10 protein-coding genes and 1 tRNA gene are annotated in these 13,356 nt (G+C 71.7%); 1 reads left to right on the top strand and 10 read right to left on the bottom strand.

Features of this window, described 5'->3' with window-relative positions:
• Positions 1–83: 83 nt before the first annotated feature.
• The 9 genes from OG462_RS16080 to OG462_RS16120 form a co-directional block, all read right to left on the bottom strand.
• Positions 84–929 carry an arylamine N-acetyltransferase gene (locus OG462_RS16080; protein WP_406058159.1) on the bottom strand — a complete coding sequence of 282 codons (846 nt, stop codon included), beginning with the start codon at positions 927–929 and terminating at the stop codon, positions 84–86.
• A 38-nt stretch (positions 930–967) separates the two neighbouring features.
• Positions 968–2,230, bottom strand: coding sequence for an MFS transporter (locus OG462_RS16085; RefSeq protein ID WP_406058161.1), 1,263 nt, complete (start codon positions 2,228–2,230; stop codon positions 968–970).
• A 5-nt stretch (positions 2,231–2,235) separates the two neighbouring features.
• Positions 2,236–2,859 (bottom strand): winged helix-turn-helix domain-containing protein, encoded by a 624-nt coding sequence (locus OG462_RS16090; protein WP_406058163.1) that lies wholly within the window; start codon positions 2,857–2,859, stop codon positions 2,236–2,238.
• 56 nt (positions 2,860–2,915) lie between these two features.
• The gene (locus tag OG462_RS16095; RefSeq protein ID WP_406058165.1) at positions 2,916–5,513 is read right to left on the bottom strand and encodes a ComEC/Rec2 family competence protein; all 2,598 of its coding nucleotides are present in this window, start codon (positions 5,511–5,513) and stop codon (positions 2,916–2,918) included.
• Positions 5,510–6,562, bottom strand: coding sequence for a helix-hairpin-helix domain-containing protein (locus tag OG462_RS16100; RefSeq protein WP_406058167.1), 1,053 nt, complete (start codon positions 6,560–6,562; stop codon positions 5,510–5,512). Before OG462_RS16100 ends, OG462_RS16095 begins: the two co-directional genes overlap by 4 nt.
• A 138-nt stretch (positions 6,563–6,700) precedes the next feature.
• Complete coding sequence (locus OG462_RS16105; RefSeq protein WP_406058169.1) at positions 6,701–7,546, bottom strand: DegV family protein; 846 nt, start codon at positions 7,544–7,546, stop codon at positions 6,701–6,703.
• 121 nt (positions 7,547–7,667) lie between these two features.
• Positions 7,668–8,429 carry a hypothetical protein gene (locus tag OG462_RS16110; protein WP_406058171.1) on the bottom strand — a complete coding sequence of 254 codons (762 nt, stop codon included), beginning with the start codon at positions 8,427–8,429 and terminating at the stop codon, positions 7,668–7,670.
• Between the two features lie 122 nt (positions 8,430–8,551).
• Positions 8,552–11,428 carry a leucine--tRNA ligase gene (leuS, locus tag OG462_RS16115; RefSeq protein WP_406058173.1) on the bottom strand — a complete coding sequence of 959 codons (2,877 nt, stop codon included), beginning with the start codon at positions 11,426–11,428 and terminating at the stop codon, positions 8,552–8,554.
• A 252-nt stretch (positions 11,429–11,680) separates the two neighbouring features.
• Positions 11,681–11,753: transfer RNA gene (locus OG462_RS16120), tRNA-Ala, on the bottom strand.
• Positions 11,754–11,874: 121 nt separating this feature from the next.
• On the opposite strand from OG462_RS16120, the gene OG462_RS16125 reads away from it, so the two are divergent.
• The gene (locus OG462_RS16125) at positions 11,875–13,095 is read left to right on the top strand and encodes a glycosyltransferase 87 family protein (RefSeq protein WP_406058174.1); all 1,221 of its coding nucleotides are present in this window, start codon (positions 11,875–11,877) and stop codon (positions 13,093–13,095) included.
• On the opposite strand, the gene OG462_RS16130 is transcribed toward OG462_RS16125, so the two are convergent.
• Positions 13,074–13,307: a hypothetical protein gene (locus OG462_RS16130; RefSeq protein ID WP_015033559.1), complete on the bottom strand. Its 234-nt coding sequence runs from the start codon at positions 13,305–13,307 to the stop codon at positions 13,074–13,076. The two genes, OG462_RS16125 and OG462_RS16130, sit on opposite strands and share 22 nt — an antisense overlap.
• Positions 13,308–13,356 lie beyond the last annotated feature (49 nt).

The following is a 13,356-nucleotide window of genomic DNA, read 5'->3' on the forward strand; positions in this document are numbered from 1 at the left end:
GTGCGACTCGTTCACTATGCAACGAAGTCGCATTCGATCACCGTTGGGGCGTTCGACGCAAACCGGTCAAGCGTGAGCAAGCGTTACCGAGGGTTCGAATCGGAAATTCCGCCACGTACGACCGGCAGTACGTCGAGCTCGATCCCGAACAGATCCCGGTAGGCCCCCCGCACCTCGTCGTCCCCTGTGAGGATCCGCTCGTCGCGCTCGCCCCGGGTACGGGTGATCAGCTTCCGGTCGCTGAGGGTGATCCGGCCCTCCTCGGTGAGCAGGGAGCAGACGAGACTGCGCGGGAAGTGCGAGTCGGGCGAGGTCCGGTGGTACCAGGCACCGACCGTGAAGTCGGCGAGCCGGCGCGTCCGTACCTCCATCCGGTACTGCGGCTTCCCGTCCCGCAGTACGTCCACATCGCCCTCGTCGGTGACCACGAGCCGGAACACACCGCCCGGGTCCTCCTGGTCGCCGTGGTCGTCGAAGCGCAGCGGGAAGTGGCTGTGGTCACCGAAGCCGACGTCCGCGATCCACTGCTCCCCGTCCACCGTCTCCACGAGCAGCGCCATGTGGTCGTACGGGATGCCCGGCTTCCCGTCCGGCCCGAAGACCCGCGCCTGGAGCAGTGAGACCCGGTAGCCGAGCCCCCGCAGCAGAACGGCGAACGCCGTGTTGACCTCGTAGCAGAACCCGCCCCTGTGCGCGCCGATCACCTTGTCGAGCAGCGCCTTCTCGTCCAGGACGATGTCCTCGCCGAGGTGGATGGAGAGGTTCTCGAACGGCACGGTGAGCAGGTGGCGCAGTTGCAGATCGCGCAGTGCGTCGGCATCCGCGCGGTCCGGCCGCTCCGCACCGATGCGCTGCAGATAGGCCTGGACGTCCCCCGGCGTGGGGGCGAAGGGCTCGGAAGGAACGGGTGCCGTCGGTCGCGTAGTCATTCCGCCAGTCTGCCCGGTCCGCCTTTCCCGCCACCCGGCTATCCGACCGGCGCCGACTCCTCTTTCGGAGAGGGCAGTTCGCGCATCCGGGGCAGCGGGGAGGGCAGCAGCCACAACACGGCGAACACGGCCCCGACGGTGGCGACCCACAGCGTCGGGTGCAGCCCGATCACGGTGCCGAGGAAACCGCCGACGAGCGCGCCGAGCGGGCGGAAGCCGTGGTTGAGCGTCCGGAAGGCACCCATGACCCGGGCCCGCACGGCGTCGGGTATCAGCGCCATCTGGAACGATCCCGCGGCGATGTCGACGATCATCACGCCGACGCAGGAGAGGAACTCCGCCACGAACAGCACGAACACCACGAGCGGAAGCGGGCCGTCGGCCAGGGGTATCAGGACCAGGGGCAGCGTGAATCCGAGGAAGCCGGACACCAGCGAGCCACCGATGCCGATCCGCCGGACGACCGCCCCGCTGACCACCGCCCCGAGGAGACCGCCCACGGCTCCCGCCGCGAGCACCAGGCCGAGCAGTCCGGCGCCGAGGCCGAGTTCGGTGGTCGCGTAGAGCACGAAGAGGGTGTGGAACATGTAGTTGAAGAACTGGACCGTGCCGGAGGCCGCGAACAGGGCGCGCATCGAACGCTCCCGCACCACCCAGCGCAGCCCCTCGGTGAAGTGCCCCTTTGCCACGGGGGCCGGCGGGGTTTCGACCGGCTTGATCCGGGCCAGGTACCCGGCCGACACCAGATAGGTCAGAGCGTCCGCGACCAGGGCGAAGGGAGCGGTGAGGAACTGCACGAGGAGTCCGCCGATCCCGGGCCCCGCCAGCCAGGCCGTCGAACGGCTGCCGTTGACCAGCGAGTTCGCCTGCACATAGCGCTCGGTCGGTACGAGTGCCACGAAGAGCGTGGTGTTGCAGACCTCGAAGAGCACGGTCAACGCACCGATCCCGAAGGCCACCACGTACAGCTGGGTGAGCGTCAGCGCGTCGAGCAGATAGGCCGCGGGGAGGGTGAGGACCAGCGCCGCCCGCCCGATGTCGGCCGCGATCATCGCGCGTCTGCGGCTCCTCTGCCGGTCGGCCCAGGCGCCGAACGGCAGGTTGAGCAGGAGCGCGGGCAGGAGTTCGGCGGCCTTGAGCCAGCCCATCGCCGCGGCGTCGGCGCCGAGGACCAGGACGGCGGCGAGCGGGATCGCCATGAGCGATATCTGGTCCCCGGCGAGGGAGATGGTCTGGCCGGTCCAGTAGCGGCGGAAGGTCCGCTCGCGCAGCAGCGCCGGTACACGATCCACGAGAGCCATCCCGCTCACTCCTTCTCGCTGTCGGGGACGTCCAGGTCCAGGTAGGCGACCCGCAGGACACTGACGGGCCGGGCACCCTCCGGCCGGAGGGACGGGTCGGACTCACGCGCCTCGTAGGGCCGGAGCAGCGCGTCGATCCTCGCTCCGAGGTCGGCCAGCTCCTCATGGGTCAGGTGAAGCAGGGAGTCGCCGAACTGTTCGGCCTCCTGCCACTCCTTGGGCAGCCTGTGCCGGTTCTCCATGGCCCGGGTGACCCGTTCGAAGTACCGCTCGGCGACCGCGGCGCTCAGCGCGTCGGCGGCCTGGGCGATCGAGGAGTCCTCGCTGTACTCCGGCCACTCCGTGTACCGGGCCGTGGCCCGCCAGGGCTTCTCCCGCCCCCGGCCGCCCGGCGCCTCTTCCACGAGCCCGTACTTGGCGAGTATCCGCAGGTGGTAGGAGCAGCTGGCCACGGACTCCCCGGTCAGCTCGGCGGCCCGGGTGGCGGTGAAGGGTCCACTGCTGCGCAGCAGCCCCACCAGCGACATCCGCAGAGGGTGGGCGTAGGCCCGCAGGGCTCGCGGGTCGGTGAGTCGGATACTGCGGGGCTGCTCGCCCTCGGGCGGCGGGTCACTGATCTCCTCCGGCATGATGGAAAGGTATCTTTAGAAAGACTTCTTTACAAGGGTTTCTCTCCATCGGCGGGTCACCCTCCCGTCGATACGGCCACGAGCCCGGATCCCGCCCCCACGACCGCGATCGCCCCGTCCCGATCCGTCCGCAGCACCCGCGCCCCACCGGCCCGCAACGACTCCACCGTCCGGGGCGAGGGATGCCCGTACGGGTTGTCGCGCCCCGTCGACACCAGCGCGAGCCGCGGCCGTACGGCCCGTATCAGTCCCGGGTCCTGATGCGCGGAGCCATGGTGAGCGACCTTGAGCACGTCCACCGGCGCGAGCCCCGGATGCACCCGCAGCAGAGCCCGCTGGGCCGGCGGCTCGAGATCGCCGAGAAGCAGCAGCGTCAGCCCACCGGCGGCCCGGACGAGCAGCGTGACACTGGCATCGTTCGCCCCACCGGAGCCGGCCGCCGCTCGCACTCCCCCGCCCGCCCCGGCACCGACCGTCGGCCAGAGCACGCTCCACTCCAAGGCCCCGGCCCTCCGCCGCTCCCCCGGCACCGCGCGGATCAGCGGCACCCGCGCGGCCGCCGCCGTACGTCGTACGAACGCCGCCTGGGCCGGCGGCTCCTCCAGCCCCGTCGTCTGGATCGCCCCCACCGACCGCCCCCGCAACACCCCCGGCAGCCCGGCCACATGGTCCGCGTGGAAGTGCGTCAGCACCAGCAACGGCACTCTCCGCACCCCGAGTTCACGCAGACATCGATCCACCGGTACGGGGTCGGGTCCCGCGTCCACCACGACGGCCGCGTCCCCACCCACCGCAAGGACCGTCGCATCCCCCTGGCCCACCTGACACATCGCGAACACCCAGCCCTGCGGCGGCCATCCGGTGGCCCACCGGGTCAGCGGAACCGGCCGCACCACCACGAGCAGCAGCAGAACGACGGCGAGCACGGCGACCGGCCCCCGGTACGGCAGCTTGCGCGCCGCGAGAACCACCAGCGCGGTCAGCAGCGCGAGGGCGAGCCCGCCCCACCACCCGCCGGGCCAGGTCAGCTCCGCCCCCGGCAGAGCAGCGCCCGTACGGGCCACGCGTGCGATCCACCCGGCCGGCCATCCCGCCACCCACGCCAACCCCTCCGCGGCCGGTATCCAGACCGCCGCCACGGCGAGCGTGGCGAAACCGAACACCGTCGCCGGCGCCACCGCCAGCTCGGCGAACAGGTTCGCCGGGATCGCTACCAGGCTCACCCTGGCGGCGAAGACCACCACGACGGGAGCGCACACCGCCTGCGCCGCAAGGGACGCCGCCAACGCCTCCGCCAGGCGCCCGGGCACTCCGCGCCGCCGCAGCGCCTCGCTCCACCGCGGGGCCACCGTCAGAAGCGCACCGGTGGCGAGGACCGAGAGCAGGAATCCGTAACTCCGCGCGAGCCAGGGGTCATAGAGCACCAGGAGGAGCACGGCGGTGGCCAGCGCGGGGATCAGCGATCTCCGCCGGCCGGTGCCGATCGCGAGCAACACGACAAGTCCGCAGGCCGCGGCGCGCAGCACGCTCGGGTCGGGCCGGCAGACGACCACGAAGGCGAGCGTCAGCGCTCCCCCGGACACCGCGGTCACCCGCAGCGACATCCCCAGCCGGGGCGCGAGCCCGCCGCGCTCCACCTGGTGCGCCCGCCCGGGACGGCCGACCAGCAGAAGCAGGACGACGGACAGATTGCTCCCTGAGACGGCGAGCAGATGAGTGAGGTCGGTGGCCTCGAAGGCGTCCCGCAGCTCGGATCCGATCCGCGAGGTGTCCCCGACGACCAGACCGGGCAACAGGGCCCGCGCGTCCGGGTCGAGGCCGTCGGTCGCCCGCCGCAGGCCGGCGCGCAGCTCCCCCGCCGTCCGTTGCAGCGCGCTCGGTGCGCCGACGGTCCGAGGGGGTCCCGCCCCACCGACCTTGAGCACCGCAGCGAAGGGATCCCCGGGGCGCGAGGGCGGCGCGAGCCGGGCGTCGACCTTCAGCCGGGTGGAGGGCAGCAGCCGCAGCCACTCCGCCCGCCCCTCCCCCGGCGGCACGATCAGCAGCACCGGCGCCCTGGTCCGGTGCACCGTGCCGTCCGACCGCTCGACCCGGGTCACCTCGCCGTCCAGGACGACGGAGACCGGTACCGTCTCGCTGCCCCGCACCCGGGGCCGGGTGAGCCGAGGGTCGGAGGTCACCGTCACCTCCAGCTGCGCCCGCGCGTATTCCCGCGCCAGGGCCGGTACGGGCCCGCGCCGCAGATCCGCCGCGTGCAGCCCCGCCGAGGCGGCCCCGGCGGCGGCACACAGCAGGACCCCGGCGCACGCGGTCGCCCGCAACCGCCACCCGGGTGTCCCCTGGCGCGCCGGCCCGTCGCCCACGGCGCGCCCGTCCTCCGCCGCGGGTCCCTCGCCCGGCCGGGCGGTCCCGCCGAGCCACCGGGCCGCGACCGGTGTCCAGAGGAGCGCGGCTCCCACCAGACAGACCCCGACACCGGCCACCGTCCACCACCCGGCGACCCCCACCGCACAGGCCGCCGCCACCCAGGCCGCCACCGCGAGCGGGACGAGCCGAAGATCGGCCGGCCCCTCCTCCCGGAACGGCTCCCGGGTCGCCCGCTCCTCGGCCGTCGTCTCGTCCCGCTCCTCGGCCGTCGTCTCGTCCCGCTTCACGGCCGCACCAGCCGTTCGAGTTCGGCGAACCGTCGCTCGCCGATGCCGTTGACCTCCCGCAGCTCCCCGACCGACCGGAAGCCGCCGTGCTCCGCACGATGGTCGACGATGTGCCGGGCAAGGACCGGGCCGACGCCCGGAAGCGTGTCCAGCTGCTCGACCGTGGACGTGTTGAGGCTCAACGGCACCCCCTGCCCACCGCCTCCGGCGCCGCCACTCCCGGGACCCGATCCGGTGCCGGTGCCGGAGCCGCCGACCGGCGTCCCCGGCAGACCGACGAGGACCTGCTCACCGTCGAACAGGACACGGGCCCGGTTGAGTCCGGTGAGATCGGCGTCGGGCTTCGCGCCGCCCGCGGCCCGCAGGGCGTCCGCCACACGCGAGCCGGCCGGCAGGGTCAGCACACCGGGCCTGCGCACTTTGCCCCCGACGTCGACGATCACCCGCGCCCCGCCCGCAGCCGACCCCGGCCCGGCCTTCGTCGCGGGCGCGGCAGATGCGGCGGGCGCGGCAGCGACAGGCGCGGCGCGGACGAGCTCCGGAGCACGCACCGGCTCCGGCCGCCCCGTCCAGAAGTAACCGCCCGCGAGACCGGCGGCCACGATCAGGATCACCGTCAACGCGGCCAGCGCCCTCGGTTCGAGCCCGAACCGCGTCTGCATCCACATCGGGGTCCGATCACGCAGCCCCGCCGTCAGCCGCTCCCGCGCCCCGGGCGGCGAACCTCGCTCGCGTACCCCAGGCGGAGAGCCCCGCTCCTCCGCCTCCGGCTCAGCCGTCGGATCAGTGATCGCATCCGGTTCCGCAACCCTCCCCGCCTCTGCCGCCGCGGGGAACAGCGCGTCCCCCCGCCGCCGCACGACGGCCTCGGGAGCCGTGCCGACCCTCCTCACCCGGGTCCGCCTCCTGGCTCGCCCGGGAGACGTGCCGCGCGCTGCGGGACGGCTCCGCCCGTCCGAGCCCGGCGCCCGGCCGGGACCACTGGTCGGAGCGCCCGCCGTGCCGAGAACGCCGGGGGTGGTCGATGCGTCGCGTGTACGAAGAGTCATGCATGTGACGGTAGGAATCACCGTCGTGCCGTGCGGGGCTCACCCACGTTCCGTGGACAGGGCCCGCACTGTGGACAACTCCATCACTCCCGCGGGGGACGGAGGCCCCCACGGCTGACGGCCCCGCGACGGACCGGCTCAGCGCGGCGAGACGACGACCGCGAGCAGCCCGGGTCCCGTGTGGGCACCGATGACCGCTCCCACCTCGCTGACATGCAGCTCCGCCATGCCCGGTACCCGCTCCCTGAGCCGTTCCGCGAGGGCGGCGGCCCGCTCGGGCGCGGAGAGGTGGTGGACGGCGATGTCGACGGCGCCGGAGCCGGCGCGCTCCACGGCGATCTCCTCGAGCCGCGCGATGGCCTTCGAGGCCGTCCGCACCTTCTCCCGCAGCTCGATCCGCCCGCCGTCGAGTTCGAGGAGCGGCTTCACCGCGAGCGCGGAGCCGAGCAGCGCCTGCGCCGCCCCGATGCGCCCGCCGCGGCGTAGATAGTCCAGGGTGTCGACGTAGAAGAACGCGGAGGTTCCCGCCGCCCGCTTCTCGGCGGCCGCGACGGCTTCGTCGAGCGATCCGCCGGCCTCGGCGACCTGGGCCGCCGCGAGAGCGCAGAAGCCCAGGGCCATGCCCATCATGCGGGTGTCCACGACCCGCACGGGCACAGGGGCGTCCTTCGCGGCGAGCACGGCCGCGTCGTAGGTCCCGGAGACCTCGGCGGACAGATGGAGGGAGACGACACCCTTCGCCCCGGCCTCTGCCGCCTCGCGGTAGGCCTCGGCGAAGGTCTCGGGACTCGGCCGCGAGGTGGTGACGGCCCGCTTCTTCTGCAGGGCCTCGGCGAGCGCCTTGGCCGAGAGTTCGGTGCCTTCCTCAAGGGCGCGGTCGCCGATGACGACGGTCAGCGGGACCGTGGTGATGGCGTGCCGCTCCCTCGTCTGGGGTGGCAGGTAGGCCGTGGAATCGGTGACGATCGCGACATGCCGGGACATGAGCGGGAGGTTACCCGCCGAGACCGGCACACGGCAGCCCGGCCCCCGTCGTGAACGCCCGGACACCACCGAGCCCCCGTCCCGCCCCGGCGCCCGGACGGACTCCCCCGTCCCCGTTCCGTCAGGTGGTGGTCTCGGGGCGGGCCGACTTCTCCCAGGGGTAGGAGGTCAGTCGGGGGTCGGGCGCCGTGATCGCGGACGGCTCACCGCCGGCCCCCGGAGCCGTGCTCCCGGCAGCGGCCCCCGGTCCCGAGCTCCCGGAACCGGCACGCGGCCCCGCGGTCCCGGAAGAGGCACCCGGTACCGTCCCCGACCTCTCGGACGTGGTCTCGGGACCCGTCGTCCAGTGCCGCAGCGCACCGGCCTCGACGTCGATCTGGGCACTGAGTGCCGAAAGGTCGTCCTCGGCGAACCTCAGGGCCCGGTCCCGGGCGGCGCGGCGCAACGCGTCGGCCGAGCTCGTGATCCGCTCGGTCCGCGCGGCGAGTTCGGGGAGCTGCCCGGCCACCCATGCCCGGTCGGGCTCCCGCTCGATCCGCTTGAGGTCCTCGTCCAGTTCGAGCCCGTGCGCGCTGAGCCGGTGGAACAGGTCGAGCGACTCCTTCAGCGAGGCGTCCTCGCCGACCCCGGCCTGCAGGGCCTCCTGGGTGGCCCGCATCGAGGTGCGCAGCGAGAGCCGCAGTCTGGCCAGCTCGCCCGCGGCCCCGGTCTGGCCGAAGCTCTTGGCCCGCAGCGTGGTGTCCTCGACCGTGCGCCGGGCCTGGTCCAGGGTGCGGTCCACCCCACGCTTGGCGGCCTTGACCGCCTTCACCGTGACGAAGACCCCCAGCGCCACGAAAGACAAGAAGAGCAGCGCCATGATCGTGATAATCGCGGCTTCCATGTGCGCCCCTCCGGCGTCCGTCCGGTCCCCACGGATGTGGTACCTCCACGGTAAACGGAACGGGCAGGCCAAGGGTTCCATCGGAACCCCCAACCTGCCCGTAGGGGAAACCCCTATGTACGTCAGCCGGCGACGATGTTGACCAGCTTCGGTGCCCGCACGATCACCTTGCGGATCTCCGCGCCGCCCAGCGCCGCGACCACGTGCGGGTCCGCCAGCGCCAGCGTCTCGAGCTCCGCGTCGGTGATCGACGGGGAGACCTCCAGGCGGGCCTTGACCTTGCCCTTGATCTGCACGACACAGGTCACGGTCTCGTCGACGACGTACGCCGGGTCGGCGACCGGGAAGCCCTGGTGGACCACCGAGTCGCTGTGGCCCAGCCTGCGCCACAGCTCCTCGCCGATGTGCGGGGCCAGCGGGGCGACGAGCAGCACCAGCTGCTCGGCGACCGACCGGGAGATCGCGCCACCGGACTTCGTCAGGTGGTTGTTCAGCTCGGTGATCTTGGCGATGGCCGTGTTGAAGCGCATCGCGGCCATGTCCTGCGCGACACCGTCGATCGCCTTGTGCAGGGCGCGCAGCGTGTCCTCGTCGGCCTCGGTGTCGACGACGGTGACCTCACCGGTCGACTCGTCGACGATGTTGCGCCACAGCCGCTGCAGCAGCCGGTACTGGCCGATCACCGCGCGCGTGTCCCAGGGACGCGACACGTCCAGCGGGCCCATCGCCATCTCGTACAGGCGCAGGGTGTCGGCACCGTACTCGGAGCAGATCTCGTCCGGCGTCACGGCGTTCTTCAGGGACTTGCCCATCTTGCCCAGGACGCGGCTGACCTTCTCGCCCTGGTACCAGAAGCCGCCGTCCCGCTCCTCGACCTCGGCCGCCGGCACGGCGATCCCGCGCGCGTCCCGGTAGACGAAGGCCTGGATCATGCCCTGGTTGTAGAGCTTGTGGAACGGCTCGGCCGAGGAGATGTGGCCCAGGTCGAACAGCATCTTGGACCAGAAGCGCGCGTACAGCAGGTGCAGCACGGCGTGCTCGGCGCCGCCGACGTACAGGTCGACGCCACCGGTCGGCATGCCCTCGCGGGGGCCCATCCAGTACTGCTCGACGGCGGGGTCGACCAGTTTCTCGGAGTTGTGCGGGTCCAGGTAGCGCAGCTCGTACCAGCAGGAACCGGCCCAGTTGGGCATGGTGTTGGTCTCGCGGCGGTAGTTCTGCGGACCGGCGCCGTCACCCAGGTCCAGGGTCACGTTGACCCAGTCCTCGTTGCGGGACAGCGGGGTCTCCGGCTGGGTGTCCGCGTCGTTCGGTTCGAAGGTGCGCGGCGAGTAGTCCTCGACCTCCGGCAGCTCCAGCGGCAGCATCGACTCGGGCAGCGAGTGGGCGACGCCGTCCTCGTCGTAGACGATCGGGAAGGGCTCGCCCCAGTACCGCTGGCGGCTGAACAGCCAGTCGCGCAGGCGGAAGTTGACCGTGCCCTCGCCGATGCCGCGGTCGGCCAGCCATGCGGTGATCTTCGCCTTGGCGTCGACGACGCCCAGGCCGTCGAGCGCCACGTCCTCGTTGGAGGAGTTGACCAGCTTGGCCTCGTACGAGGAGAAGGCCTCGTCCCAGGTCGACGGGTCGGTGCCGCGGTCGTCGCTCGGCTCCACGACGCAGCGCATGGGCAGCTCGAAGGCGCGGGCGAAGGCGAAGTCGCGGCTGTCGTGCGCGGGGACGGCCATGATGGCGCCGGTGCCGTAGCCCATCAGGACGTAGTCGGCGATGAAGACCGGGACCTGCGCGCCGCTGACCGGGTTGGTCGCGTACGCGCCGGTGAAGACGCCGGTCTTCTCCTTGGCGTCGGCCTGCCGCTCGACGTCGGACTTGGAGGCGGCCTGCTTGCGGTAGGCGTCGACGGCCTCGGACGGGGTGGCGTGTCCGCCGGTCCACACGTCGTGGGTGCCCTCGGGCCAGGTGGCCGGGACGATCTTCTCGACCAGGTCGTGCTCGGGCGCCAGGACCATGTACGTGGCGCCGAACAGGGTGTCCTGGCGGGTGGTGAAGACGGTGATCGCGTCGGTGTCGCCGACCTGGAAGTCGACTCGGGCGCCCTCGGAGCGGCCGATCCAGTTCCGCTGCTGCAGCTTGATGGCCTCGGGCCAGTCCAGCGCGTCCAGGTCGTCGAGCAGGCGGTCCGCGTAGGCGGTGATCCGCATGTTCCACTGGCGCAGCTTGGACTTGAAGACGGGGAAGTTGCCGCGCTCGGAGCGACCGTCGGCGGTGACCTCCTCGTTGGCCAGGACCGTGCCCAGGCCGGGGCACCAGTTGACGGGCGCGTCGGAGGCGTACGCCAGGCGGTACTCGCCCAGGACGTCGGAGCGCTCGGCGGCGGTCAGCTCGCTCCATGCACGCGTGGTGCCGGGGATCTCGCGGGTGCCGTTCTCGAACTGCTCGATCAGCTCGGCGATCGGACGGGCCTTGGCGGCCTCGTCGTCATACCAGGAGTTGAAGATCTGCAGGAAGATCCACTGGGTCCACTTGTAGTACTCCGGGTCGATCGTGGCGAACGACCGGCGCTTGTCGTGGCCCAGGCCCAGCCGGCGCAGCTGGACCTTCATGTTCTCCATGTTGGCCTCGGTGGACACACGCGGGTGCGTGCCCGTCTGCACGGCGTACTGCTCGGCCGGCAGGCCGAAGGCGTCGAAGCCCAGGGTGTGCAGGACGTTGTGGCCGGTCATGCGCGCGTGGCGGGCGAAGACGTCCGTGGCGATGTAGCCGAGCGGGTGGCCGACGTGCAGGCCCGCACCCGAGGGGTACGGGAACATGTCCATGATGAACTTCTTGGGCCGGGCGGCGATCGCGGGGTCGCCCGCCAGGTCACCGGTGGGGTTCGGGGCCTCGTACGTGCCCTCGGCGTCCCAGAAGTCCTGCCAGCGTGCCTCGATGTCGGCGGCCATGGCCGCCGTGTAGCGATGCGGGGCCGCCGTCTCGGCGGCCGTATTGATCTCGGTCATGGTCCTTGAAGCTCCATCGATCGTCTCTGCCCACTGCCACGGACTGCCGTGAAATGAAAAAACCCCTCGCACAGGAGGGGACGCCGCGCCGACTCCGACGGATGTCTGTCATCCGTCGGGACTGATCAGCGCGGCTCGGTAAGCAGAAGGCGTACGGCACGCATGGCGCCAGGGTACAGCAGGGCACGGCGTACCAAGAAGCGGTATACGAAGAAGCGGGCCACCCGATCCGGGTGACCCGCTTCTTTTCTGTGGAGCTAAGGAGAATTGAACTCCTGACCTCCTGCATGCCATGCAGGCGCTCTACCAACTGAGCTATAGCCCCTTGCTTTCCGTCTCCGTTTCGGTTTCCCTCGCGGCGACAGACAGAACATTAACCGGCTCCCCGGCAGAACTCCAAATCGATTCTCCGGGCCCTCCTGACCTGCCGGGTAGGGTCGCCGACTGTGTCCGTCTCCGTGCTCTCCAAGACCCGCGCCCGGCCCTGGCCCCTGGCCACCGCCGCGGCGATCTGCCTGCTCTCGTTCGCGGCCTTCTGGGTGGCGCAACGCCTCGCCCACGTGAACATGCTCGACGTGATGGTCTACCGGGCCGAGGGCGAGACGGTACGGGCCGGCGGCGACCTGTACGCGATGCGCGCGACCTCGGCGAACCTCGGCATGACCTACCCGCCCTTCGCAGCCCTGCTGTTCGTCCCGCTGACCCTGGTGAGCGTGCCCCTGATGCGGACGCTCACCACCGCGGGGAACCTGCTCCTGGTGGTCGCGCTGGTCCAGCTGTCGCTGCAGCTGGTCCGCCCGACGCTGTCCCGTACGGACCTGTGGCGTACGACGCTGTGGGTCGCCGCGGTGGTGGTCTGGTGCGAGCCGGTGTGGACGACCCTGCGGTACGGCCAGATCAACCTGCTCATAGCGGTGGCGGTGCTCTGGGACCTCACCCGACGCCAGGGCAGCCGTTGGGCCGGCCTGGGCATCGGTCTGGCGACCGCGGTAAAGCTCACACCGGGGCTCTTCGTGGTCCTGCTGCTCGTCGCGGGCGTGCTGCTGTGGCGCCGGGACCGGAGCTGGAACACGTGGCTGCGCACGGCGGTGACGGCGACCGGGGTGTTCCTGGGGACGACGCTGGCCGTGGCGCTCGCCCTGCCTGCGGACTCGAAGCGGTTCTGGACGGAGACGCTGTTCGAGACCGGCCGGGTCGGCTTCGCCGAGGAGACGGGCAACCAGTCGATCCGTGGCGTCCTGGCGCGGCTGATGCACACCGACGACCCGGGCATGTGGTGGGCGGTGACCGCGGCCGTGCTGGGTGGTGTGGCGATGGTGCTCGCGGTACGGGCCGCGCTGCGCGGCGACAAGGCGGTGGCGGTGATCGTCTGCGCGTTCACGGCGCTGATGATCAGCCCGATCTCGTGGTCCCACCACTGGGTCTGGTGTGTGCCGCTGCTGATCCTGCTCGCGGACCGCGCCACGCGCGTGTGGCCGGTGACGGGGGCGGTGGCCCTTGCCTTCGCGTCGTTCGCCCTGTGGTGGGTTCCGCACGACCCGGGCCGGCCCGAACTGGACCAGAACGTGGGTCAGATGGTGCTGTCCGCGATCTATCCGCTGACGACGACGGCACTGCTGGTGGGGTACGTGCTGACGCTGCGGCGTCAGGCGGTGGCGAAGGAGTAGAACCGCTTGAGGGTGCAGTGCTCGTCGAGGAGCCGACCGTAGATCGGCTCCCCCTCCAGCTCGCGGTACGTCTCGATGGGGTCGCCTTTTATGATCAGCGCCCGCGCGCACTCCTCGCACCAGTACTGGAACCCTGGGTTGACGGGGTCCATGTCGCGCACGATGGGCGTGCCGCTGCCGCACCAGTCGCACTTCCGCCTGTGTGCACCCATCAGTCAGCTCCAGCTGTGGCCGCAGGCCGTGCACCCATAGGACACCCCG

This window comes from Streptomyces sp. NBC_01077, from assembly GCF_045162855.1.
In the GTDB taxonomy this organism is placed as follows: Bacteria; Actinomycetota; Actinomycetes; order Streptomycetales; family Streptomycetaceae; genus Streptomyces.